The 24,438-nt window shown below is 55.7% G+C and carries 21 protein-coding genes, 1 tRNA gene, 1 pseudogene and 1 other annotated feature; of the genes and pseudogenes, 1 reads left to right on the forward strand and 22 read right to left on the reverse strand.

All coding sequences use genetic code 11. The features are described from left to right. Positions 1 to 348 (forward strand): annotated as a pseudogene (locus BAA01_14650) (hypothetical protein). Continuing rightward, positions 7 to 111: a sequence feature (possible 16S ribosomal RNA but 16S or 23S rRNA prediction is too short), on the reverse strand. (Overlaps the previous pseudogene by 105 nt.) Positions 349 to 507: 159 nt before the next feature. On the opposite strand, the gene BAA01_14655 reads toward BAA01_14650, so the two are convergent. The 22 genes from BAA01_14655 to BAA01_14760 all read right to left on the reverse strand — a co-directional run bounded on the left by BAA01_14655 (position 508) and on the right by BAA01_14760 (position 24,363). Next, positions 508 to 1,077, reverse strand: coding sequence for a hypothetical protein (locus tag BAA01_14655; protein ID OUM85285.1), 570 nt, complete (start codon positions 1,075 to 1,077; stop codon positions 508 to 510). Between the two features lie 89 nt (positions 1,078 to 1,166). Next, positions 1,167 to 2,660, reverse strand: a complete 1,494-nt coding sequence (locus BAA01_14660) for a lysine--tRNA ligase (GenBank protein OUM85286.1) — start codon at positions 2,658 to 2,660, stop codon at positions 1,167 to 1,169. Positions 2,661 to 2,735: 75 nt separating this feature from the next. Further along, the gene (locus tag BAA01_14665; protein ID OUM85287.1) at positions 2,736 to 3,212 is read right to left on the reverse strand and encodes a transcription elongation factor GreA; all 477 of its coding nucleotides are present in this window, start codon (positions 3,210 to 3,212) and stop codon (positions 2,736 to 2,738) included. A gap of 281 nt (positions 3,213 to 3,493) precedes the next feature. Next, positions 3,494 to 3,991, reverse strand: coding sequence for a 2-amino-4-hydroxy-6-hydroxymethyldihydropteridine diphosphokinase (locus BAA01_14670; protein OUM85333.1), 498 nt, complete (start codon positions 3,989 to 3,991; stop codon positions 3,494 to 3,496). A 50-nt stretch (positions 3,992 to 4,041) separates the two neighbouring features. Further along, positions 4,042 to 4,404: a dihydroneopterin aldolase gene (locus tag BAA01_14675; GenBank protein ID OUM85288.1), complete on the reverse strand. Its 363-nt coding sequence runs from the start codon at positions 4,402 to 4,404 to the stop codon at positions 4,042 to 4,044. A gap of 39 nt (positions 4,405 to 4,443) precedes the next feature. Further along, positions 4,444 to 5,616, reverse strand: a complete 1,173-nt coding sequence (locus BAA01_14680) for a dihydropteroate synthase (GenBank protein OUM85334.1) — start codon at positions 5,614 to 5,616, stop codon at positions 4,444 to 4,446. 179 nt (positions 5,617 to 5,795) lie between these two features. Next, entirely contained in the window at positions 5,796 to 6,674 is an 879-nt protein-coding gene (locus tag BAA01_14685) for an Hsp33 family molecular chaperone (protein OUM85289.1), read from the reverse strand. A gap of 30 nt (positions 6,675 to 6,704) precedes the next feature. Next, positions 6,705 to 7,523, reverse strand: coding sequence for a pantothenate kinase (locus BAA01_14690; GenBank protein ID OUM85290.1), 819 nt, complete (start codon positions 7,521 to 7,523; stop codon positions 6,705 to 6,707). A gap of 114 nt (positions 7,524 to 7,637) precedes the next feature. Further along, entirely contained in the window at positions 7,638 to 9,596 is a 1,959-nt protein-coding gene (locus BAA01_14695) for a cell division protein FtsH (protein OUM85291.1), read from the reverse strand. Between the two features lie 61 nt (positions 9,597 to 9,657). Then, positions 9,658 to 10,203: a hypoxanthine phosphoribosyltransferase gene (locus BAA01_14700; protein ID OUM85292.1), complete on the reverse strand. Its 546-nt coding sequence runs from the start codon at positions 10,201 to 10,203 to the stop codon at positions 9,658 to 9,660. Positions 10,204 to 10,252: 49 nt separating this feature from the next. Continuing rightward, complete coding sequence (locus BAA01_14705; protein ID OUM85293.1) at positions 10,253 to 11,695, reverse strand: tRNA lysidine(34) synthetase TilS; 1,443 nt, start codon at positions 11,693 to 11,695, stop codon at positions 10,253 to 10,255. 85 nt (positions 11,696 to 11,780) lie between these two features. Then, a complete protein-coding gene (locus tag BAA01_14710; protein ID OUM85294.1) occupies positions 11,781 to 14,177 on the reverse strand; it encodes a stage II sporulation protein E in 2,397 nt (798 codons plus the stop codon). 396 nt (positions 14,178 to 14,573) lie between these two features. Next, positions 14,574 to 14,650, reverse strand: a tRNA-Met gene (locus BAA01_14715). Positions 14,651 to 14,792: 142 nt separating this feature from the next. Continuing rightward, a complete protein-coding gene (locus tag BAA01_14720) occupies positions 14,793 to 15,194 on the reverse strand; it encodes an RNA-binding protein S1 (GenBank protein OUM85295.1) in 402 nt (133 codons plus the stop codon). A gap of 136 nt (positions 15,195 to 15,330) precedes the next feature. Next, positions 15,331 to 15,657: a hypothetical protein gene (locus BAA01_14725; protein OUM85296.1), complete on the reverse strand. Its 327-nt coding sequence runs from the start codon at positions 15,655 to 15,657 to the stop codon at positions 15,331 to 15,333. After that, positions 15,654 to 16,124, reverse strand: a complete 471-nt coding sequence (locus BAA01_14730; protein OUM85297.1) for a hypothetical protein — start codon at positions 16,122 to 16,124, stop codon at positions 15,654 to 15,656. Before BAA01_14730 ends, BAA01_14725 begins: the two co-directional genes overlap by 4 nt. Further along, positions 16,121 to 16,402 carry a sporulation protein YabP gene (locus BAA01_14735; protein OUM85298.1) on the reverse strand — a complete coding sequence of 94 codons (282 nt, stop codon included), beginning with the start codon at positions 16,400 to 16,402 and terminating at the stop codon, positions 16,121 to 16,123. Before BAA01_14735 ends, BAA01_14730 begins: the two co-directional genes overlap by 4 nt. Before the next feature lie 86 nt (positions 16,403 to 16,488). Next, positions 16,489 to 16,761 (reverse strand): hypothetical protein, encoded by a 273-nt coding sequence (locus tag BAA01_14740; protein ID OUM85335.1) that lies wholly within the window; start codon positions 16,759 to 16,761, stop codon positions 16,489 to 16,491. Between the two features lies 1 nt (position 16,762). Then, positions 16,763 to 18,298 carry a nucleoside triphosphate pyrophosphohydrolase gene (locus tag BAA01_14745; GenBank protein ID OUM85299.1) on the reverse strand — a complete coding sequence of 512 codons (1,536 nt, stop codon included), beginning with the start codon at positions 18,296 to 18,298 and terminating at the stop codon, positions 16,763 to 16,765. Positions 18,299 to 18,311: 13 nt separating this feature from the next. Further along, positions 18,312 to 19,967 (reverse strand): hypothetical protein, encoded by a 1,656-nt coding sequence (locus tag BAA01_14750; GenBank protein ID OUM85336.1) that lies wholly within the window; start codon positions 19,965 to 19,967, stop codon positions 18,312 to 18,314. A 213-nt stretch (positions 19,968 to 20,180) separates the two neighbouring features. Further along, positions 20,181 to 20,723: a stage V sporulation protein T gene (locus BAA01_14755; GenBank protein OUM85300.1), complete on the reverse strand. Its 543-nt coding sequence runs from the start codon at positions 20,721 to 20,723 to the stop codon at positions 20,181 to 20,183. Positions 20,724 to 20,802: 79 nt separating this feature from the next. Beyond that, positions 20,803 to 24,363, reverse strand: coding sequence for a transcription-repair coupling factor (locus tag BAA01_14760; GenBank protein ID OUM85301.1), 3,561 nt, complete (start codon positions 24,361 to 24,363; stop codon positions 20,803 to 20,805). Between the last annotated feature and the right edge of the window lie 75 nt (positions 24,364 to 24,438).

Below are 24,438 nucleotides of genomic sequence, written 5' to 3' on the forward strand. Positions count from 1 at the left end.
AGGATGCAAGCTTCCGCCCGAAGGCTTCCGCTTGCCTCCCCGCTCGACTTGCATGTATTAGGCGCGCCGCCAGCGTTCGTCCTGAGCCAGGATCAAACTCTCCATGAAAAAAGTTCAACTCTGACTCATCAGGTTCGCTTCATTGTGCAGTTTTCAAGGAACATCGCTTTGTTGCTGCTGTTCGTTTATCTTTCTGTCGTCCGCCGCTCACTGGTTTCCTTCGTGAGCGCGACTCTTTTAATATATCATGTCTGTTGTGTCTTTGTCAAGATGTTTTTCTCGTTTTTTTCTTGCTTGCGGTTGCTCTTTGGTTCACCTTTTTATGCCGGTGAACAAAGCAAGATATAATATAGCAGGTTTGATCCCATGATGCAAGTGGCATTTCCTTTCATCCAAACGGATGATGCAAAAAAGGGAGCTGTCCCGCTCCCGCCGTAACCAGCCATATTCCTCGGCTTGCAGTATCTCGCTCACGTGAAAGAGGATCTGCCGCAGCGCCGCATCCGGTCACTGTGCGCTCATCGGTTTGACAATTTTCTCATCAAAGTTCAGCGGCACATTCAACTGATTGACCGGCGTGCCATCCTTGGCGCTTTTCTCATATAGGATCAACATGCCATGCGGACTGGAAGGAGGCTGTTCCAGTTGAATCTGGAGCTCAAAAGGACTCCACTCCGGCGCTCCCTTTTCCGTCTTCCCTGTCCCTTCCGCCAGGATATTATGTCCATCCTCTATCGTGTAGTGAAAATTCCCTTCGTAGACACGCGCCTCACCTGCAACCTTGAAGGACATGCCGATGACGTCGCTTGCCTGTGGCTGAGTCACGCGAAATGCCTCGTTTTCCAGGGGATTGTTCTGATCGCCCTCTTTCACCTGACCGGTTTGATCCTCTCGTTTTGCCGCGTCATCTGAGGAAGTCGATTCCGTGTCGCCCGTATTGGGCACCTCAGCAGGCGCCTGTCCCTGTCCCGTGTCTTGCGGGGCGCCGGCCGTTCCGCAAGCACTGAGGACGAGGATCAACCACGCGACCACACCCACGGTGACCAGGCACTTTCTGTAGAACCACTTTTTTTGCACGGCTCCAACCTCCTTTTCGAAGCGAGCGCTCCCGTTCCCAATTCGCCAGCGATTTTTCCTTGTCCTTGCCATTCGCCCGCGTGAACCGATCAGGTTCGTTCTTTCATCAGCGGAAAGAGAAGCACATCGCGAATGGAAGGCGCGTCGGCCAAAAGCATCACCAGCCGATCAATGCCAATCCCTAGGCCACCTGTCGGCGGCATCCCGTATTCCAGCGCGCGGATAAAATCCTCATCCATCTCATGCGCCTCTTCATTTCCTCGGGCGCGTTCCTTGAGCTGATCCTCAAAACGCTTCCGCTGCTCGATGGGGTCGTTCAATTCGCTGAATGCATTGGCATGTTCGCGGCCGACAATATACAGTTCAAAGCGTTCGGTAAAGCGGGGATCTGCCGGATTTTTCTTGGCCAACGGGGAAATTTCGACCGGATGGCCATAGACAAATGTCGGTTGAATCAGCTTGTCCTCCACAAATTCTTCAAAAAACAGGTTGACCACATGGCCGAAGCCCATATGATCATCCACGCTCAGCCCATGCTGAACCGCCAGCCGCCGCGCCTCTTCATCACTCATCGGCTGCGTGAAGTCGATGGACAGCGTTTCGCGGATCAGTTCCACCATGGAAACGCGGCGCCACGGGGGAGCCAGCTCGACCTGTTGCCCTTGATAGGTGATTTGCGTCGTGCCCTTGACCTCCCTGGCCACCTTGGAAATCATCTCTTCCGTCAGCGTCATCATGTCGTGGTAATCGGTATAGGCGGCATACAACTCCAGCATCGTGAACTCCGGGTTGTGACGGGTAGAGATGCCTTCATTCCGGTATACCCTGCCGATTTCATACACTTTCTCCAGTCCGCCGACAATCAAACGCTTGAGATGCAGCTCAATGGCTATCCGCATATACAAGGTCATGTCCAGGGCGTTATGGTGCGTGATAAAGGGGCGCGCCGCCGCTCCTCCGGCAACGGTATGCATCGTCGGCGTCTCCACTTCCAAATAGCCTTGTTCATCCAGATACCTGCGAATGCCCTGAATCACCTTGCTGCGGATGAGAAACGTGTCCTTGACTTCAGGGTTGACAATCAGGTCGACGTATCGTTCCCGGTACCGCTGTTCAACATCTTTCAGCCCGTGATACTTGTCCGGAAGGGGCAGAAGCGATTTGGTCAAAAAAACCAAACGCCTGACCAGAACCGTCGTCTCACCGCGGTTGGTCTTGAAGAGCTCGCCTTCCACGCCGATCAGATCGCCGATATCCAACATCTGAAAAATGCGGTATTCCTGTTCCGACACCTCATCGGAGCGGACATAAATCTGCAGCCGGCCGGTCAGATCCTGGATATGGGCAAATCCAGCCTTGCCGTGCAGGCGCTTGGTCATCAGACGGCCGGCCATCCGCACCTGCACAGCCAGCTCCGCCAGCGCCTCCTTATCCAACTCGCCGTAAGCGTTGAGGATCTCCTGCGCATGATGCGTCGGCTGAAAGCGAACGCCGTAAGGGTCCACCCCCATCTCTCTGTATTGCTCCAGTTTCTGATGGCGCGATTGGATGATTTCGCTTTGCTCCAATATCTCTTGCGACATAATGATGCAGTCCCTTCTTCTTCAGTCCTTTACCGAATCTTGCCGATCACGTCCACGTCAACGTGTGATTCTATGTCAGCGTGTGATCTCTAAGATCTTGTACCGTATCACCCCGGCAGGCACCTGTACCTCGATGGTATCGCCAATCTTCTTCCCAAGCAAGGCCTGGCCAACCGGAGATTCATTGGAAATCCGGTTCTTCTCCGGATCCGACTCCGCCGAGCCGACGATGGTATACTCCACTTCCTCGTCAAACTCCAGATCCTGAAGGCGGACCTTGGAACCGATGCTCACCACATCCGTTGAAACATCCTCGTTTTGAATGACACGGGCATTACGCAGCATTTTTTCCAATGTGATGATCCGTCCCTCAATGAAGGCCTGTTCATTTTTGGCATCTTCGTATTCGGAATTTTCGCTGAGATCCCCATAGCCGATCGCCACCTTGATCCGTTCCGCCACCTCGGCCCGTTTGACGGATTTCAGATGTTCCAACTCTTCCTCTAACTTTTTCATGCCGTCAGGTGTCAACAGAATTTCTTTCTCAGCCACAGTACATTTCCCCTTTTATCGTATGTTTTTTCACTTCATTTTTCACGAAAAAAGATGCTTTATGTCAGGTGAGAGATTTGCCGAAAACCGCGTTGCATCGTGATTCGTGGTTGAATCGTTATTGTTGAATCGTTATTCATATACGTATTCATATACGCCTTATGAGAAAGTAATGCCTCTATTTGGTTGAATACCTGAAATCTTTCGTATCGTTAAAAGTCATATGTGTGGATATTATATTGAGGCAAACGGAGACTGTCAATAAACCGGGCTGCTTTGGCTCAGTTTTGCGCCATGGACGACCTGGCTGCCCAGCCGGCATCCTTGTACCTGACCACCCCTTCCCGGCCAAGAAAAGAAAGCGCCTCTCTAGCCGCCTGCCGGACCGGCTCGCACAGCCACGCCGCCAGATCCAACAGGGGAACGAGGACAAAGGGTCTTTCAAAAAGGCGCGGATGCGGGATGATCAGGCGGTGAGACCGCACCTTTTGCCCGCCGTACAACAGTATATCCAGGTCAAGCGTTCGCGGCCCCCACCGAATCGTCCGCTGCCGCCGGTGCAACTGTTCAACCTGTAACAGATAATCCAGCAAACGATCCGGGTCAAGGCCCGTTTCTACACAGACCACTGCATTGAGAAAAGGAGGTTGCGGGCGGTAGCCGACGGGTTCCGTTTCATACAGGGCGGAACATCCCAGAATGCGCAAAACGTTTTCTTTCGAGAGCATGCGTAACGCCGATCGCAGGTTCTCTTCCCGATCTCCCAGATTGGAACCCATCCCGATAAAAGCCTTTGTCAAAGACGTCCGCGGCTGTGTCAAAGAGCGGTTCAATCGGAGGCCTCCCTTGTAATTTCAACGCCAACATGCTGAAAATGACCGGGTATCGGCGGGGACGGCTTCATGATCCGCACCGTGACCTTGTGAATCCGGAATCGCTTGAGCAGCCGCGCCGCAGTCTCTTCCGCCAGCGATTCCAACAGTTGACGCGACGGCCCATGAAACACCCTGGCTACCTCATCATACACCTCAGCATAGTTCACTGTATCAGCCAGCCGGTCGCTTTGACCTGCCGGGTTGAGGTCAAGATACAGCCATACATCGACGACAAATCGCTGCCCGAGACGCCTTTCCTCTTCGTATACACCATGATACCCGTAAAAGGTCATGCCCTGAATCACGATTTTGTCCATCCCCGTCCCTCCGGCATCCCCACTTGACTGGCTCGGTCCTCACGACCGCAGCATGGCATCCATCATCCTGCATACGCGCACCATTTCCTTCACATCATGCACCCGGACAATCTGGCACCCCTTGGCAATGGCCAATGCCACGGTGGCCGCCGTGCCTTCCAACCGGTCATCCACAGGCAGCTGCAAGGTGTTGCCGATCATCGATTTGCGGGAAGTGCCAATGAGTACAGGATATCCCAATGCCACCAATTCATCCAGACGGCGCATCGTCTCCAGATTATGCTCCAAATGTTTGCCGAATCCGATCCCGGGATCCAATATGATCTGTTCTTCCTTGACTCCCGCTTGCTTGGCTATCTCAAGGGAGACGCGCAGATCCTGGATGATCTCGCCCATCACATCACGATAAGCGACCCGGTCGGCAGGCCGATTGTGCATCAGGATCACCGGCACGCCGGCCTCGGCAGCCACCCGAGCCATCGCCGGGTCGCGCCGAAAACCCCAGATGTCGTTGATCACATCGGCGCCGGCAGCAATGGCTCTGGTTGCGACTTCTGATTTATACGTGTCGATGGATATCGGAACGTCAAGACGCGCCTTCAGTTTTCGGATCACCGGTTCCACCCTTCTGATCTCTTCCTCAGCCGAGATCGGGGTATGTCCCGGACGGGTAGACTCTCCTCCGACATCAATCAGATCGGCGCCGTCATCCACCATGGCCTGGGCGTGTTCGACCGCTTTGTCGGGGTCGATCCATTTGCCTCCATCCGAAAAGGAATCAGGGGTCACGTTTAAAATGCCCATGACCAACGTTTTTTTTCCGCAGTCCAGCTCCCAGCCCTTCCCGCGAATCCGCTGCGCCCCGCGGCTGCGATCCAATCCCCGCAGCACCCATTCCAATTCTTCGGCCACTTTTTTCAGACCGAAGGGCTGCGCTTTCAGTTTCCTCGTCAGACGATCAAATTGCTTGCGGGTACCCATCAGAAGAAGATCAGACGTCTCCTTCGTCAACATGGAAACCTCTTTATGCAAAACCGCTTCGCCGCCCAGCGCAAGCATTTCCTGTTTGAGCACGTTGGCCGCTTTTAACGAAACCTGATGAACCTTAATATGTAAGAACTCTCCCTTTGGCATCATCAGACGGATTCCGGCATGATCCGCGCCCAACGCGAGCATTTCTTCTTCCAGCCTGGCGGGATGGTCAAACTGCATCAAATAGGGTTGGTGTGTCCACACCACGATGGGTTCACTCCTTCTGGAGAAAGGCGTTTCCAGGCTTGTCTTGTCCATGGCAACACCGAAGCCGTGGTCAGATGACCACGGCTGCCGTTCCGAAGCACATGTCCAAGCCTCTTCCCTGCAGTATGTTATACGCAAACTTAACCGGGTTGTCAATGTTCACGGATCAGCCGCTCCAAAACGTCTCTCCCGAGAACATAACGCTCGTTGCAAAAATGGCAGACCACTTCTGCCTCTCCCCGTTCCTCGAGGATGGATGCCAGTTCCTTTGGGCCAAGCCCCTGGAGCATCTCTTGCACTCGCTGCTCTGAACAAGTGCAGGCAAAATGGAGCGGAATTACTTCATGCACCCGGGGCTTTCCCTCTGAACCCGCCACTTTCTCGATCAGCTGCTCGACACGGATGCCGTCTGCCACGAGCGCGGACACGGCGGGCAGCCGGTTGAGGTGCTGAATCACCCGATCCATGAGTTGCTCATCGGCCCCCGGCATCCGCTGGAGAATCCACCCGCCGGCTGCCTGAACCGACAGATCCGGGTTCACCAGCACGCCCACGCCGACGGCAGAGGGCGTCTGTTCAGAGACGGTAAAATAATAAGTGAAGTCCTCCCCCAGTTCCCCCGAGACAAGCGGCACACTCCCGCGGTAGGGTTCTCCAATGCCAAGATCTTTCACCACATAGAGAAAGCCGGCACCGATGGCCTTGGCCACATCCAGTTTTCCCTGGGCATTGGCTGGCAGATCGACAAACGGGTTGTGCACATAACCCCGCGCATGCCCAGACGCGTCCGCATCCGCCACAATGTGCCGCAAGGGGCCATCTCCCTTGATCTGTACGGTCACTTTGCCCTCGCCTTTTAGCATCAGGCCCATCATCGCAGTGATCGTCACGGCCCGGCCGAGGGCAGCGGTGGCAACCGGCCATAACTGATGGCGTCTCTGCAGTTCGTTGACCAGCGAAGTGGAAACGGCCGCAAAGATCCGAATTTGGCCGTCATAGGCAGTGCCTCTGGCAAGTTGATCGCCATGCATACTGAAGTCTCCTTAAGAAAAGATTTCATTTTAGGAATGATGCCGGTTCCGCTGTAAAATCAGGTATAGCCCTTCCAAAGTCAACAGCGGATTGACAAGATCAATCGTCTCCGATTCTCCCGCCACCCATTCGGCCAATCCTCCCGTTGCCACCACCGTGATCCGGCGAGTGGACGGCTGTTTTCCCGGCATCTCATGCATCGCTTCCATTTCTTCCATTTCCTTCTTCATCCGCTGGACGATTCCATCCACTTGTCCGACAAAGCCATACAAAATCCCGGACTGCATGGATGTGATCGTGTTTTTTCCGATGACCCGGCCCGGGTTGACCATTTCCACGCGGGGAAGCTTGGCCGTATGCGAATACAGGGCTTCTGTTGAAATCTGGATCCCGGGGGCAATCGCGCCGCCGAGGTACTCCCCTTGCGAATTGACGGCACAGAAAGTGGTGGCGGTGCCGAAGTCCACGATAATCAAGGGGGGCCCATACAACGCAATCGCCGCCACCGCATTGACAATCCGGTCTGCGCCCACTTCTCGCGGATTCTCTGTCTTGACATTGAGACCGGTACGGACCCCCGGGCCGACAATCAGGGGGTGAAGCTTCAGGTATTTTTGGCACATCCTGGCCAGCGGCTGCACCAAAGGCGGAACCACTGAAGAAATGATGGCGCCGGTGATTTGTTCCAGCGAGAGCCCCACATCCTGCAAATACCATTTCAGCAGCATGCCGTATTCGTCTTCCGTCTTCCGGCGATCGGTTGCGGCCCGCCAGGCGTGCAACAGTTGGCCATCTTGGTAAATGCCCAGGACGATGTTGCTGTTTCCCACGTCAATGACAAGATCCATCCAAGTGCCCTCCTTTCCGGTTCCCGACAAACATGCAAATACGTCAAAACCCTGCCGTCAGGCAGGGGATTTCGTCGCACCCAATCCAGGATCAGGTTCGATCATGGCGCCATATTACGTGGATGAACCGCCTTTGTCGTCCGGACGTTCCAAGGAAGCGGACGGATGCTCCTTGTCGCCGTTTGAAGGCGTCCCATTGGCGGCAGGTGGGGAGTCCGTGGACTTGCCCTGAATTTGCAGTCTGACCTCTTTTTTGTCCGGAAGGCGTCCTGTCTTGATCAGGGCGTGAATCTCCGTCTCATCCAGCGTCTCCTTCTCAAGCAAGGTCTGCGCCAAAAGCTCCAGCTTGTCACGGTGTTCCGTCAACAGTTGTTTGCAACGTTCATAACAGGTCTGGATAATATGGCGAATTTCCTGGTCGATTTCATAAGCGACCTTGTCACTGTAGTTCCGTTCGCGGGCGAAATCCCGGCCGAGAAACACCTCTCCCTGTCCGCGGCCAAACTGCATTGGCCCCAATTTCTCACTCATCCCGAATTCGGTCACCATGCGCCGGGCGATCTCCGTCGCACGCTCAAAATCATTGTGCGCCCCCGTGCTGACATCACCAAAGACGAGCTCTTCCGCCACCCGTCCCCCCAGAAGGCCGGTGATCCGTTCCATTAATTCGGTCTTGCGCATAAAAAAGCGATCCTCTTTCGGCAGCATCACCGTGTAGCCGCCCGCGCTGCCACGCGGGATAATGGTCACTTTGTGGACGGTATCGGCGTTTTCCAGGTAGATGCCGACAATGGCATGCCCTGCCTCATGGTAGGCCACCAGCTTGCGTTCCGTTTCGCTGATCACCCGGCTCCGCTTCTCGGGTCCGGCAATCACCCGATCGATGGCCTCATCAATTTCTCCCATGTTGATCTGCTTCTTGTTCTTCCGCGCTGCCAGCAGCGCCGCCTCATTCAGTACATTTTCCAGATCTGCCCCGGTGAAACCGGTCGTCCTGCGGGCAAGAACGTGCAAATCCACATCTTCACCAAGCGGTTTGTTGCGTGCATGAACCTTCAGAATCGCTTCCCGGCCCTTGAGATCCGGACGATCGACCGTAATCTGCCGGTCGAAGCGTCCCGGGCGGAGCAAGGCCGGATCGAGAATGTCCGGACGGTTGGTGGCGGCGATGATGATGATTCCCTCATGGGCGCTGAACCCGTCCATCTCCACCAGCAGCTGGTTCAGCGTCTGCTCCCGCTCGTCATGGCCGCCTCCCAGCCCGGCGCCGCGCTGCCGCCCGACGGCGTCAATTTCATCAATAAAAATAATACATGGCGCGTTCTTCTTCGCGTTCTCAAACAAATCACGAACACGCGAAGCCCCCACGCCGACGAACATTTCCACAAAATCGGAACCGCTGATGGAAAAAAAGGGCACACCGGCCTCACCGGCCACTGCACGAGCCAACAGCGTTTTTCCGGTTCCTGGTGGTCCGACCAGCAGCACGCCTTTGGGAATCCGCGCACCGAGACTGGAAAATTTCCGCGGATCCTTCAGAAAGGCCACGATCTCTTCCAGTTCCGCCTTCTCTTCATCAGCGCCGGCCACATCGTTGAACGTGACCTTCTTCTTCTCATCATGATACATCCGGGCACGGCTTTTGCCGAAATTCATCACCCGGTTCCCGCCGCCCTGCGCCTGATTCATCAGGAAAAACAACAGGACAATCAGGATCAAAAACGGAACAAAAGAAGTCAGGAGTGACATCCAGATGGAGGGCCCTTCTTCCGGAGAGTAGACCTGCTTGGGAACTTCGGCCGCCTCAATCTGCTGGATCACCATGTCACTAAAGGGGGCCTGCGTGACAAAGGTGGTCGTGCTATTCCCTACAAACCGCCCTTCGATCCGGTAAGTCAGACCTTCCGGCCGAATATGAACCTCGGCAATTTTGCCGTCCGCGAGCGCTGTGCGAAATTCTGTATATGTAATCGTCTTCGTCGTTGTACCGGAGGTGTTGAACGCTTCAAAGATCCCGATGACGACGAGAAATAGCAGAAGATAAATAATAATGCTCTTGGCAAAGCGGTTCATGCACGCCCTCCTCTCAAAAAGCCAACATTTATTTTATCATAACTTGGAAAGCCGCTACAACTCATTCCCCGTTACGGTACACCTCCGGCCGCAAGACACCGATGTACGGGAGGTTCCGATACCGCTCTGCATAGTCCAGACCATAACCCACGAGAAATTCGTTCGGCATCGTAAATCCGCAATAATCCGGCTGCAGATCCACCGTGCGACCTTCCGGCTTATCGAGCAGGGCGACCACTTTGACAGACAAGGCATTTCTTCGGTGCAGCAAATCCAGTAGGTATCGCAAAGTCAAACCGGAATCCACCACATCCTCGACCACCAGGACATGACGGCCATCGACAGGGTGATCCAGATCCTTGACAATCTTGACGACACCGGATGACTTCGTCGAGGCTCCATAACTGGAAACCGCCATAAAATCGATTTCACAGGGGATGGTCAGGCGTTTAACGAGATCGGCCATGAACAAAACGGCCCCTTTCAACACGCCAATCACCAGCGGGTTATGATCCCGGTAATCGGCGTTAATCTGCGCAGCCAATTCCCTGACCTTGGCGGCAATCTCTTCCTCCGTCAGCACAACTTTTTGGATATCCTGCTCCATCTTCTCCTCCTTGTTACAGTTACAGCCTGCCCTTTGCTTGGAACGGCTTTTACATGGAACTGTTCGTTTGACCGACAACAGTGACGTAAAGAAACTCCGATGTCTCGGCAGTGACCGCGTAGCGGGCGCTTTGGCGAAGTCCCGGCACCCAAAGCACCTCGCTCCCCCGGGCCAGGAGCGGTGTCATCCTGCGTTGCTCCGGCGGCCACTTGGCTTCGTTCATCAACGCTTTGATCTTTTTCGTAAAAAAAACCGGCTCCTCGCGGCTGTTGTCCACCAGCCTCATCCAGTCCCCCGGTCGCCGATTTCGGATGACCACATCTTTGCCCGGAAACTTCTGCGCATCAAACACCGCCCACGGCGCGTTCAGCCGTTGCTTTTCCGGCGGCTCGACGGCGCGGAAGGCACGCAGCCGCACACCGGCTTCACGAATCAGCACCTCGCCGTTTTCGGCAAAAGCATATGTATAAGCGGGGGTCGTTCGCGGCGGCCGATCTTTTTCAAATCGGAGCCGGTTTCCTGTCCACCTGGCCACCCAGCCCTCCGGAAGATGAAGAGCGGCCTCGGGATGCGGATTTGCCATCAGTTTTTGAAGATCGGCCACATGGACCCGCCGCACTTCTTCCTCTTTCATAAGATATTCTAATATTAGTTTACCAATGCGCCATTGTAAAGCCGGATGCAGTGCCCGAAAAGGCTCCAGGTCAAGTTGCCAGGCGGAACTCCCCTGCGGGTCAGGCATGGCCCGCTGAACCATCTCGCGGAAGGCGGCTTGCGCCTGACGGTGCAGGAACTCCTCTTCCCGCGCCAGCTGTTCTGCCAACCCCGCAAGCCGCTCCTTGATCCGCGGATTATACGTGGCGAGATACGGCAGCAGTTCATGCCGGATCCGGTTGCGGGCAAATTGCAGGGAGCGGTTCGTTTCATCCGTTCGGTAGCGAATCTCCCTGCGGGCAGCATAGCGCTCAATGTCATCCCGAAAAAAGGGCAGCAGCGGCCGGATCAGCCAACGCTCCGCGAGCGGGCGGATGGGTGACATCGCGCCCAGCCCGCCTGTCCCGCTCCCGCGCAACAGGCGCATCAGCACCGTCTCCACCTGATCGTCCGCATGGTGTCCAACAGCCACTTTCTCACAATGATGTTCTCGCGCGGCGCGCAAAAAAAATTGATATCGGAGCTTGCGCCCCGACACTTCAATCCCGATCTGCCGCTCTTTCGCATACCGGGCCACATCCTGCGCCTCGCTGACAAACGGGAGCCCGTACCGCTCCGCCAGTTCCTGGACAAAGCGGGCATCCTCCTCAGCCGCCTGGCCCCGCAAGAGATGGTTCATGTGGGCGATCAAAAGATCGCAATGAAGTTCCGGTTGCAAACGGACCATACAATCCAGCAGGACGCAGGAGTCGATCCCGCCGGAGACCCCCAGCAACACGCGTTCTCCCGGTTCGATCAACCGGTGTTCCCGAATGTGCTTCAACACACGCTGCAGCATCGCGGCTCCCCATGATCTCGTCTTATGGTACCTCAAATTCATCCCTCATTATACCGAAGTGGTGAACCACAATGCAAAACCGCGCTTATCCATGCAAGACTTGCGGCCGGTGGAACCAGCCCTTCTGGCCGGCAGGCCAGGGGATAGTGGCCCACTCCGGCATATGCTGCTCAATTTTGGCCACAATCACCGTCATGTCATCCGGGATTTCCCCATCCTGCTGGCGAACCACATACTCCAGAAGCAGATCGGCAAACTCTTGCGGATCATCGCTTTGGATCTCCCGAATGACCCGTTGCATCCATCTTTCCGCATCCTGAACCGGCTCTGGAACGGTGAACAAGCCATCCGTCATCAAAATCAGCAGATCGCCTGGACGCAACTGCTTGCTGCTGCTTTCCACCTGCAAATCCTGTACGATGCCGAGGGGCAGATTCTCCGAGGAGACGGTCAACACCTGCTTTCCTCGCTTGATATATGTCGGCGTGGAACCCACCTTCAGAAATTTGGCTTGCGCGTCAAACAGATCCAGCATGACCAGATCAATGGTGGCATACATTTCCTCTGTACTGCGCAACCGCAAAACAGAGTTAATCGTCTGAATCGCAAGCTGCTCGTCAAACCCGGAACGCAGCAAATCTTGCAAAAGTTCAATGGCCGCCCTGCTCTCTTGCCGGGCCTTCTCGCCATTGCCCATGCCGTCACTGATGGCCACCACCACTTGACGGTGGCCAATCTCCATGACGCTGTAACTATCGCCGGAAATCAGTCCGCCCCCTTTGGCAGCGCTGGCCATGCCGGCCTTTACTTCATACCGTTTGGCGGAAACAAGCGGAATCGTGCAATATCCGTCTTCATCGACGACAATCTCCCGCTGCCTGACAGCAATCGGCTCCCCAAGCAGGTCGCTGAGCATCGGCGCTACCAGCCGTTCGCATTCTTCTTTGCCAAACGAGCTGTGCTGCGTCACCTCGATATACACATGGCCTTCTTCCAACGAATACACTTCCACATCGCGTATGGAAAGCCCCAACTCCTCCAGCGCGTCCTTGATTTGTTGTTCCTGAACCGACATCTCGGCCGCTTCCCGTTCGATATCCTGGGCAAACCGGACCATCACGTCGGCCAGTCCGCTGAGCTGATCGGCCACCAGCCGGCGGCTGTCCGCAAGCTGCCGCCGCCACGCCAAATCTTTTTGCAAGAGCGGATACTGGCCGCACATCTGGCGGAGCAGCAAATCCGGCTTGATGCAGTGTTGCCGCCAGTTGGGTTCAATCCTGACCATCTGGCCGCCGGATGACTCCACCTGCACCAACATGTCCGTCATCATTTGCACCGACTTGTATGACTGCTCACCCCAACAGCGCTTGCGCTGTGAACAGGCCCCGCAAACGCGGGAGACGATATCGTTCATGAATTCGTTCATCAGATGCTCTTCCTGCTTGGCGCGGGGAATCCGATCCTGCAGGAAGATAGACGAAAGCCGTTCAAAAACGTTTGCAAAACCCCGCACGCGCTCGGCAGTCACCTCCCGGATCCTTTGCACGTATTGTTGCTCTTCCCGGAGATGATCCAGCGTTCCCGGAATGCGGGTGGACAAATTCCGCATCCACGGCCTGGGCGTCAGGAGAAAGAGGCAGAGCGCCGCCACCGTCTCCGTCATATGGTGCAACAGCCGCTCCGGTTCCTCCAGTGACAAGGCGAGAATGGTGGCTCCCAAAAAGACACCCACCGCCGTCGACATCCGTCCCCCGTATTTGAGCATGCCGCCCAACAGCCCCGCAAAAGCCAACATACTGATTTCCAGCATGGTGCCGTTGGCCAGCCCAATCACAAGACCGGTCACCACACCGACAGCCGCCCCCAGACCGCCGCCGGCCGCAAAGGCAAATGCGGCGACCAGCCACTGGGCCAGGATCATCGTCACAGACAGGTCGCCAATCTGCCAGCCCATCGTCCCGGTCGCCACCGAGGCCAACAGGATGACCAGGCAAATCATCTCTTCCTGTTTCAAAGGTTGCCTCTTTCGCTTTGAGAGCAAGGGAATCGTCTGCAGCATCAAGATCGTCAAGACCACGGCCAAAAGCCCCTCAACGGGCGTAAACAGCCCTTCCAAAAGCGTCAGTTTGCCGTGCACAAAATGGCTCACCATTCCCCCGCAGGTCACCGAGACAAAAGCCATGAGCGAGAGGGGAAACCAACCAGCCTGCTTACTCCGCCACACCATTTGCAGAATCAAAAACACAGCCAAACCCGCAACCAGCTCAGTGACCCGTTCCAAGTCGAGCGTGCTGGCTCCAAGCAACATCGCCAGCGCCAGCAAAGGCCAAAGGCGGTGCCACAACGTAAACCCGACGATGAAAAAAGGGATGGCAAATGGCGAAAACTGTTCCAGCATGACGGCCCGAGCAAACAGAAAGGCCGCCACTAAAGCCGGAATTTGCAGACGGTCCCAGAAAAACCGCCGAACTTCCACCATCATCTCCCAGCCTCTCGCAAACCACCTCTGACCGATTGGATACGCCACTCTTCTTAGCATTACATTCACCCTTTCTTTTGAAAACCTTTTTTGGCCCATTCCGTTTCCGTGACACCTATTATAGCCAGATCAATCAGAAAGATTTGTCAAAAGGAGGGGGCAAGCGCAAACCCACCAACCGATCCGTTCAGACAAAAACAGAGCTTCTCCGAGTGAAAACATCGCTTGCTTCAAAAAAACATAAACACGTGTTCGGACGTCTTTTTGTCGAAGGCTCACGGTTTCTACCACATGAAGAAAAAAGAACGACAAAACTTCACAAAAAAAGTTGCGGTCAAGCCAAAAAAATAAGGCCAGATTCGGAAAGAATCTGACCTCTTTGCCTGCATAGGTTATGTATGGTAGCGGCGGAGGGATTCGAACCCACGACCTCACGGGTATGAACCGTACGCTCTAACCAGCTGAGCTACGCCGCCATCATTTGAATGAACAACAAACCGGTTGCCTGAACAGCCGACAACCGGATCTTAACACGTCCATCACGAGCGCGTCAAGGGTTCATCCATGTACGCTCCTCTATCCTTGCAACACAATGGCCTGCTGTTTTGGAAAGTGACTTTACGCGCGCCGACCACCTCGACCGCCCCGCTTGGAATCCTGCCGTTTGAGAGAAGAAAGGCGTTCCTCACTGTCCCTCATGAAACGGCTGATCATCTCCTCCAGCGATGGCGACGATTTCCGATCGCCAGACCTGCGCTCCCTCCGGGGAGGTCTTGAGCCGCCATCTTCCTGCGCACGGCGGATCGACAGGCCGATTTTTCCGTCGCTTGCCACGTTCAAGACCTTGACCGTTACGATGTCGTTCACATTCAGAAAATCACGAATATCCTTTACATAATTATTGGATATTTCTGAAATGTGAACCATCCCTGTCTCTCCTCCCGGCAGCTCGACAAAAGCCCCGAAATGGGTGATGCCAGTCACCCTCCCCTGATATTTGCTGCCAACTTCAACGGCCATGTAATAGTAGTTCCTCCTTGATTCGAAGTGAAAGTTTCCTTCATGCCATTTATATGGAAACTACAAATAACCTATTTTATTATACTCAAACGGAAATGCTCAAGTCAAGTGAAGGAGGCATGCGAAGATGAACGGATCAGTCCTTGGCCGCCGGAATGAACAAGATTTCCCCGGGATAAGTCATAAAGTAGTTTTTACGGGCCAACTTCGCAATATGCTCCGGATCGTTCATTTTTTGCAATTCCTCTTCCAGCCGGTTTTGTTCCTGCCGCAGCATCTTTTGTTCAGCCACCAGTTCCGCCTTCAACGCCTCCTGCCGGCCGATATCCTGCTTCAGCCCGAGCAGGGTCCAGGCGGCCCAGGCCAAAAATGCCATGGTCAACAAACAAGCGAGAAAAAGACGCCTGGTCCGTTTCTGAACCAAACCATTCACCCACCAGTGTACAAAATATGATGCCGTCAAGGCCTTCGCTTTCCCTTAAATACATTCGCGATGCCGGACAGAATTCCTGCCGCCAGGAAAAAGAATTGATGTCCGGCCCGGGCCAGCCCTTTCCCGATGATGAGAAACGGCCGGACGACCAACTGCCGGACGAGCCGGATCAGTCCCAAAACCAGCCATGCGATCAACCGGTATAACCGGCCCAGACAGTAGCGCACGGGACGGGTGAAAAGCGTAAAGTACATCCAGACACCGGCAATCAACCCCAAGAATACATGCCAGCGAAAAATGCCATTGTTGACCAGCTGCAAAAAAGAAACGACCAGCAGAAGGGAAACCACCCAAAACAAACCATCAAACAGAGGCAGCCACCGGGACGACATGCCCCATTGCCGCCTCATCTCGCGCAAACTGTCATAAAAAACCCCCATCAGGCACCCGCACAGACCCATCCCAAAAAACGTGAGCCATTGCTCGCTGAGCGTCATCGGAACAACCTGCTAAACAACCCTTTAGCCTTGCCCCCCATCTCCTGCTGCTCCATGTAAACCAAGTCCAGCACATGCCCTTCGATGAGCACCTCGCCGGAATCCACGTTCAAATTCTTCATATGCAGGTTCTGTCCTCGCACAGCCAAATAGCCCTGATGGGTGTTGAGCAGAAACTCCTCACTGTCAAAGCTTTCCACATCTTTCACGCCGGTAATCCGCATCGCTTTGCGATTGATCACATGCACTTCATGGTTTTCTTTCGGATCGCCGACCATGTCTTCGCCTCCTTCCACCAGATCTCCGTTTACCAGATCATATGGACAAAGAGGCGAAGTTAGAACAACAAGCGCTTGGCCGCGAATCAATTTTCAAGCTCATGCTCAAGGCGTACCTCTTCAAGGAGGGTATACAGCTTGTCGGCTTCCTCTTTTCTCACGTTCTCCTGCACATGTTCCACCCGCACCCGCAGCAACTTCTGGCCAAAGCGGATGACCAATTGATCCCCGCGCTTCACGACGCTGCCTGCCTTGGCCACCTTGCCGTTGATCTCCACCCTCCCCTGGTCGCAGAGCTCCTTGGCCAGGGTACGGCGTTTCACCAGCCGGGAAACCTTCAAATACTTGTCCAGCCGCATCTCACTTCCCATCTTCTTCACTCCCCTCCCGTTTGCCTCGGCCTTCCCTTTCCAGGCGCTTGGCTTCCTCCCACCAGGTGTCCATCTCCTCCAGCCCGGTGTCGGCAAAGGTTCGCCCCTGCTCCCGCAGCCGCCTTTCAATGTGCTGAAACCGGAAACGGAATTTCTTGTTGGCCCGGGACAGGGCGGCCTCCGGATCGACACGATAGAAGCGGCAAAGATTGACAACGGCAAACAGCAGATCGCCCAGCTCCTCTGCCCGGTTCTCGGCAGCCGCCCGTTCCACTTCCTGCAGCTCTTCCTTGACTTTGGCAAGGCAATCGGCCGGATCGGTCCAGTCAAACCCCACTTCGGCCGCGCGACGTTGCAGGATGTCTGCCGCAAGCAGCGCGCTGAGGGTCTTTGGCAAGGAGCCGAGAAGGGACTCCGGTTCCTTCAGCCCCTTTTCCTTCCGTTCCTGCTGCTTCAACCGTTGCCAGTTCACGGCCACCTCCTCGGCCGTCGAAGCCGAACTTTCGCCAAAAACGTGGGGGTGACGGCGGATCAACTTGTCACTCAGTCCCTCGATCACATCATCCATGTGAAAATATCCCGTCTCCGAGGCGATCTGGGCGTGCAACAAAATCTGCAACAACAGATCCCCCAATTCCTCTTCCATCTGTTCCGGATCCTCTGCGTCAATCGCATCTAAAAGTTCCGCCGCCTCCTCGATCAGGTACCGCCGCAGCGACTGGTGCGTCTGCGCCCGATCCCAGGGGCACCCTTGCGGGCCGCGCAAGGTGGCCACGATCTCCAGCAGCCGCTCGTACCGCCGGTTCAGCCACTCCCCCTCCACCGCCGGCAAAACCAACAGACTCAAGTGGCCAAACCGCTCCGCCTCCCGATCCAGTTCGTACAACGGCAGCTGCTCCAGCCTCTCCAACCCCGGCACACCCAGGGCATTGGCCACATAGACAGGGTAGTCATCCGGATAAACCTCCATCAGAGTGAGCTTCACGTCGGAAGCGACGGCGCGATCATACACCTGTGGAATGACGGTCACGAGCTCCGGATTCAACTGCGACCGGGTCAGGCTCGTCCCGTCCAGGATCAGCAGGCCTTCAATCGGATCCAGGTGAAGACGTGCCGACAAGGCATCCAAGAAACTGGGGGCCGGCAACACCTCCAACTGGAAGCCATCCTGCTGCGCTCTCTCCAAAAGCAGCTGCACCGTCTTTTCGGCAACCATGGGATGGCCCGGAACGGCATACACCACCTCCGCTTCCGCGCCCGTCCCGCTTTGGATCGCCGCTTGCAAAGCCGCCAAAAGCCGCTCGGTGATCTCCGGATACACCTCTTCATACCTGGGGGCTCGGTCATAGACCTCATCAAAACTGACGAATGCAATCCCCTCCCGCCGCAAGAAATCCACTACCGGATGATGCGCCGTGCGCAGGAAGAGATGCCGGGCCGTCCGCAGTCTCCGCCAGTTCCCCAGCGGCAGCCCATGCTCATCCCCATATCCCAGACCGACAACGGTCAGTTTGCCAGCAACCATCCTCTCACCCCTTTCAATCTTTCAGCAGGTGCCAGCGCACCAGGTGGGGCACCCACTTACGCAGGCGCGGAACATGCATCAGATCCTGGCTGCGAACGGCGCCGCTTTTTAACAGCAACAGACCGTAAACAGGCGTCCCGACCGCCACACAGAGGAGGGAAAGCCAGGCGGCCGCCCAACGGGGGGACAGGTGTTCGTTCAGCCAGCCATCCATCATCTGGGTCATTCCCCAAAGCAGGGCGCCCATCAAGAGGGCAGCCAGCAGCGGTTTTCCGAGCAGCACCGGCCGGTCCCAGGTAATATGTACGCGCCGCCGGACTTCGCGCTGGTTCAAACTGGCTGCCAGCGCATAGGCGATCACGGTGGCCAACGACGCACCGTTGATCTGCCAGAGGGGAACCAAGATGAGATTGGCCGCCACTTTGAGCACAACGGCCATCAACAGGATCCGGGCGGGAAGCAGCATATGCCCCACACCCTGCAATATTCCCGTACAGGTCATGCTCAGCGTCGAAAACATCACGGTGAAAGCGGCAATGCGCACCGCCAGCGTTCCTTCCTCGTTGCGGAAGAGCATCACATTCACCGGCTCCGCAATCACCGCCAGACCGATTGTGGCCGGAATTCCCAGCCACAACGTGAGTTTAATCGCCAGTTCGGCACGCGATGCGGTCTGCCGCAACAGGCGCCGTTCCTTGGACTCCGCCACTGCCGGCACGATCGACAAAGCGATGGCTGTGGCGAAAAAAGCGGCAAATTGCACCAATGTCGGCCCCCGGTCGTAAACGCCCTTCCAATATGCGGCTGCCTGGCAATTCACGGCGCCGTCACACCAGATCCAGTTCAGAATCGTCTTGATGGTAAAGGCATCCACCAGGTTGAACAAGGGCAAAACCAAAGAGGCCAGCGCAATGGGCAGCGCCGTCGACAAAATCTGGCGCGCCACACGGCCAAAAGATTCCCTGGAACCGCGGCGCCGGCCATCCGGGCGCGGGAAGGCCACAGGTTCCACCCGCCGTTTGTATCCAAGCAAATAGCCATAAGCCGCGATGGCCCCCACAAAGGCGCCCATCACCGCGCCGGAGGCTGCCAGCACCACCGCCCGCTCCGGCGGCATGATCAAGTGCATGGCGAGGAAGGTGACGAGCAAGATGAAACTCACCCGGACCAGCTGTTCGATCACCTGCGAAACAGCGGTCGGCATCATATTCTGGAATCCTTGGAAATAGCCGCGCAACGCCGCCATCCCGGGCACGAGCAATAAGGCAAAGGAGACGCTCCGGATCGGCAGCACCAGCTCCTCGCCGCCGCCCATCCAGGAAGCAATGAGGGGAGCGCCAAAAAACATCCATAAAAAGAAAAAACCGCCCGTCAGCGTCAGGATGACCGTGGACACCCGGTACACCCTGCGGGCACCAGCCAGATCGCCATGCACCAGCCTTTCGGAGACCAGCTTGGAAATCGCCGTCGGAAAGCCGGCGGTGGAGAGGACCAGGAGGATCGTATATAACGGATACACCTGGTTATAAATGTAAAACCCCACAGAACCGGTCATGTTTTCAAAAGGAATCTTGTACACCGTTCCCAACAGCCGGGACAAAAAGGAGGCGACGCCCAAAATGACCGCTCCCCGCAAAAAGGACTGCTGCCTTACTGGTTGCCTCCTGATTTCCAGGCCGCTCTCCCGCCTGCCACCTTCCATATCCTTCACCTTCCAAGCAAATGCAACCGTTCAAATCTTACCCATGTCATTATAAGCTTTTACTTGGCAAAAAACAAAAAGGTGAACGCCAAAAAAAACCCCCTGCAGAAGGGGTCCAAGATTTTCAAATGAGCTTGTATCCGTTCACTCGCAAGCTTGTATCCGTGCACCCGCGCAGCGCTACTGCTCCATTTGCCGGCCGAGAAATCCCGCCGCTGTTTCAGCCAACTTGATTTCCAATTCACCCATCCGCACATTCGTCTCCTGGCTGAGCAGGATGACGGCGCCGATCGGATCCCCACCTGCAATGATCGGAGCCACCACAAAGGCTTGAATCGGCTGCCGGAAATCCTTCACGATATCATATTCACCGGGGGTATTTTCCATCTGTGTGCGGCGGGATTCCATCGCCGTTTCGACCACTTCGCCAACCGGCTTATCCAAGAAGTCTTTCTTGGAACCGCCGGAGACGGCAATCACCGTATCGCGATCCGAGATCAGCGTAATGTGCTTGAGGCTATCATAAAGCGAATCGGCATATTCCCTCGCAAACTCACCCAGCTCACCGATTGGCGAATATTTCTTGAGGATGACTTCTCCATCCCGATCAACAAAAATTTCCAACGGATCCCCTTCACGGATCCGCAATGTTCTGCGGATCTCCTTGGGAATGACCACCCGACCCAAATCATCAATGCGTCGTACGATTCCTGTTGCTTTCATCTAGAGGTGCCTCACTTTCATTAGGGATTGTTGGCGGCATCTTTCTTTAATTCTAGGGATAGTATTCATCCACTGCCATTCATTTATGCACGACATATGGATTCGTTTCATCCGACGAATTTAGGTCCTTGAACACGCCGCCAAATCCCTTGACCAGCGATTCCAGCGTCTTCAGCGCTTCCTGTATGTCAACCCCCTTGACATTCATCTTGATTCCCACCTTGGTTCCTGCCATCAGCCGCACCTGCCTAGGATACTGCGAAACGAACTGGAACAGTTTCTGCCCGTCCAGCCGCTGAACCGCTTCCGGAGAAAACTCCAGCACCCAGTCCTCGCCTTCTTCGCGGATGGTTTGGACGCCATACATCCAGGCGTATACCTTGATGCGCGCAATCGCAAAGAGGCGCTCCACCGGCGGGGGCCAGGCACCGAAACGATCGAGGCACTCATCCATCAACTCCTCCACATCTTCAATCTTCCGGATGGCGGTAAATCGCTTGTACATCTCGATCTTCTGCGAACTGTCAGGGATGTATTCGCTCGGCAGATAGGCATCCACCTGCAGCTCCACCTGGGGCGGCGCCGGTTCCTGCTTCGTCTCCTCTCCCTCCCGCAATTGCTTGATCGCTTCGGAAAGCATCTGGCTGTAAAGATCAAATCCGACGGAGGCAATAAAGCCGTGCTGTTCCGGGCCCAGCAAATTGCCGGCGCCGCGGATGCTCAGATCGCGCATCGCAATCTTGAATCCCGATCCTAAGTCCGTGAACTCCCGGATCGCCTGCAGGCGTTTTTCCGCCTCTTCACTGAGCACCTTATCCGGCAAATAGGTAAAATAGGCGTAGGCGATGCGGCTGGAACGGCCCACCCGTCCGCGCAATTGATACAACTGCGAAAGGCCCATCTTGTCCGCTTCATAAATGATCAAGGTATTGACATTGGGAAAATCGACGCCCGTCTCGATGATCGTGGTGCTGACCAGGACATCGAATTCTCCCTCCATAAAGCGAAACATCGTCTCTTCCAGCTGCCGTTCGGGAAGTTGCCCATGGGCGATCGCCACCCGCGCATCCGGAACCAGGGAAGCGATCTCCTCGGCCATTTTTTCGATCCCTTGAATGCGGTTGTAGAGGAAAAACACCTGCCCGCCCCGCGCCAATTCCCGTTCAATCGCTTCCCGAACCAGGGACGAGCTGTATTCGACCACGTACGTCTGCACCGGAAAGCGGTTTTCCGGCGGGGTTTCAATGATGGAAAGATCACGCACCCCGAGCAGGGACATATGCAGCGTCCGGGGAATCGGCGTCGCCGTCAGGGTCAGCACATCCACATTGGCCTTTAGGCGTTTCAGCTTTTCCTTGTGGCTGACGCCAAACCGCTGCTCCTCGTCCACGATCAAAAGCCCCAGATCGCGAAATTGGATATCTTTTGACAACAGGCGATGCGTACCGATCACGATATCCACTGTGCCGTCCTTCAGTCCTCGTATCACCTTGGCCTGCTCTTGCCGGCTGCGAAAGCGGCTGAGGACCTCGATCCGGACCGGATAACCGGAAAACCTCCCGCGGAAGGTTTCAAAGTGCTGCTGGGCCAAAATGGTCGTGGGAACCAGCACGGCCACCTGCTTGTGATCCATCACCGCCTTGAAAGCGGCGCGAATGGCCACTTCGGTTTTCCCGTAGCCGACATCCCCGCACAACAGCCGATCCATTGGCCGCGGCTGTTCCATATCCCGTTTGATCTCCTCCACAGCCCGCAGCTGATCCGGGGTCTCCTCATAGGGAAACAAGGCTTCAAATTCCCGCTGGTACTCCGTGTCCGGACTGAAAGCATAACCCGGCATCGCCTGCCGCTGGGCATACAGCTTGACCAGATCTTCGGCAATGTCCTTGACCGCCGAACGGACGCGGCTTTTGACGCGGCTCCATTCATTGCCGCCGAGACTGTAGATTTTGGGTTCCTTTTCGTCGGCGCCGATATACTTTTGCACCAGATCAATCTGGTCAATGGGCACGTACAGTTTGTCATTCCCGGCATATTTGATATGCAAGTAATCTTTGTGCACCCCTCCGACGGAAAGGGTTTCGATGCCCATGTAGCGGCCAATCCCGTGATTGACGTGAACGACATAATCGCCCACCTTCAGTTCCTGGTAGCTCTTGATCCGCTCCGCATTGTTCATCACTTTGGGGCGCCGGACCGACCGCTGCAGCTTCGTAAACACTTCCTGTTCGGTGATCACGACCAGACGCATCGTCACCAGCTCAAAACCGCTGTGCAAATTGGCTTCCATGATCGCGGGCTTCGGCGACAGCGCGGGGGTATCCCTGCTCACCCGTGACGCTTCAATCCCTTCATCGGCCAGCACCCTGGCCAAATGACGGCTCCGTTCCTCATTGGAAGCCAGGAACACCACGTGAAAGCGCGCCTTTAGCCACCGCTCCACCTCACTCTTCAACAGCTTCATCTGGCCGTGGAAATTTTGCATCGTTTTGCTCATGAAATGGACCACATTTCCTGGCTGGGCATCGGCCAGCTGCCGCAAAAAGGTGGACAAATAAAGCACGGGCCCCTGAATGCGTTGCCGCAACTCGGCCAGGGAAAAGGAAAGCTTCAGCTGCGGCAAAAGCTTTCCTTCTTCCAGCAGCAGGCTGGCCGCTTCCGCCTCGTCCTTTTCCATTTGGCGGGCGATTTCGAAGATGCGCGAGGGTTCGTCAAAGACCACCAGGGTGTCTTCCGGCATGTAACGGAGCAGGTTTTCGTACCCCGGAAAAATGGCTGAGGTGTATTTCCGGCGGCTGTCAAAAGGTTCTCCCGCTTTGAGCTTTTCCACCTCCAGCTGGACCTGCTGGCTGACCCGTTCCCGTTGTCCCACATCCCCGATGCGCCGGAGATAGGACTGCAAAAACTGCTGGATCTGTTGCGCGCCCCGATGCCGTTCATCAAGGGTGGCCCCCCATTCATCCACCGGCAAGATCCGCAAATGATCCCGATTCTCCAACGAACGCTGGGTCTCCGGATCAAACGCCCGGAGGGAATCTATCTCGACATCAAACCACTCGATCCGTACCGGGTTCTCTTCGTGCAAGGGGAAGACATCGATGATCCCCCCACGCACGCCAAACTGCCCAGGTTCTTCCACCCGCTCCACCCGTTCATAACCCAAATCCACGAGGCGGCCAATCACGCTTTCCATCTTCACTTCCTGGCCCCGCGTGAGCACAAACTGCTTTTCTTTCCATTGTTCGGCGGGAGGCAACAGGCGCCGCCAGCCGCTGTATGGCAGCACCAGCACCTGGGCCTGACCCGTCACCAGCCGATCCATGACATGGATGCGGGCTTTCATCACGCCACGGTCAACCGACAACAATTCCGTCATGACCGTCTCGTTGGCCGGATAAAGCAACACTTCTTCCTCCGGCAGCAATTCAGAAAGATCCTCATGGACCTTCTGCGCCTGCAACATGTTGTACGTGATCACGCAAAGCGGCCGACCCGTTTTTCTTCGCAACGAAGCCAGCAGCAGGGAACGAGAGGAACCGGCCAGGCCTGTTGCCATTTGCTCTTCGATGCCTTTGGCAAATCCTTCCGCCAGCGAATCAATTTCCGGTTGGCTGGAAAAGATGTTTAATATACTTTCCATGGCAAATGTATCCCCTCTCAACAACCGCCCAATGGCAGGTCCGTAAACCACCAGGCGTTTCGTCGCATCAATAAT

It is taken from the genome of Bacillus thermozeamaize, from assembly GCA_002159075.1.
Classification (GTDB): Bacteria; Bacillota; Bacilli; order ZCTH02-B2; family ZCTH02-B2; genus Bacillus_BB; species Bacillus_BB thermozeamaize.

Coding starts and splice junctions, on each gene's coding strand:
- BAA01_14660 (OUM85286.1), bottom strand. CDS start 2,660: ATGTCGCAAGAGATATTGGAGCAAAGCGAAATCATCCAATCGCGCCAT.
- BAA01_14670 (OUM85333.1), bottom strand. CDS start 3,991: ATGGGTTCCAATCTGGGAGATCGGGAAGAGAACCTGCGATCGGCGTTA.
- BAA01_14675 (OUM85288.1), bottom strand. CDS start 4,404: ATGGACAAAATCGTGATTCAGGGCATGACCTTTTACGGGTATCATGGT.
- BAA01_14680 (OUM85334.1), bottom strand. CDS start 5,616: ATGCAGTTTGACCATCCCGCCAGGCTGGAAGAAGAAATGCTCGCGTTG.
- BAA01_14685 (OUM85289.1), bottom strand. CDS start 6,674: ATGCATGGCGATCAACTTGCCAGAGGCACTGCCTATGACGGCCAAATT.
- BAA01_14690 (OUM85290.1), bottom strand. CDS start 7,523: ATGGATCTTGTCATTGACGTGGGAAACAGCAACATCGTCCTGGGCATT.
- BAA01_14695 (OUM85291.1), bottom strand. CDS start 9,596: ATGAACCGCTTTGCCAAGAGCATTATTATTTATCTTCTGCTATTTCTC.
- BAA01_14700 (OUM85292.1), bottom strand. CDS start 10,203: ATGGAGCAGGATATCCAAAAAGTTGTGCTGACGGAGGAAGAGATTGCC.
- BAA01_14705 (OUM85293.1), bottom strand. CDS start 11,695: ATGCTGCAGCGTGTGTTGAAGCACATTCGGGAACACCGGTTGATCGAA.
- BAA01_14710 (OUM85294.1), bottom strand. CDS start 14,177: ATGATGGTGGAAGTTCGGCGGTTTTTCTGGGACCGTCTGCAAATTCCG.
- BAA01_14720 (OUM85295.1), bottom strand. CDS start 15,194: ATGGCCGTTGAAGTTGGCAGCAAATATCAGGGGAGGGTGACTGGCATC.
- BAA01_14730 (OUM85297.1), bottom strand. CDS start 16,124: ATGACGCTCAGCGAGCAATGGCTCACGTTTTTTGGGATGGGTCTGTGC.
- BAA01_14735 (OUM85298.1), bottom strand. CDS start 16,402: ATGGTCGGCGATCCGAAAGAAAACCATGAAGTGCATGTGATCAATCGC.
- BAA01_14740 (OUM85335.1), bottom strand. CDS start 16,761: ATGCGGCTGGACAAGTATTTGAAGGTTTCCCGGCTGGTGAAACGCCGT.
- BAA01_14745 (OUM85299.1), bottom strand. CDS start 18,298: ATGGTTGCTGGCAAACTGACCGTTGTCGGTCTGGGATATGGGGATGAG.
- BAA01_14755 (OUM85300.1), bottom strand. CDS start 20,723: ATGAAAGCAACAGGAATCGTACGACGCATTGATGATTTGGGTCGGGTG.
- BAA01_14760 (OUM85301.1), bottom strand. CDS start 24,363: ATGGAAAGTATATTAAACATCTTTTCCAGCCAACCGGAAATTGATTCG.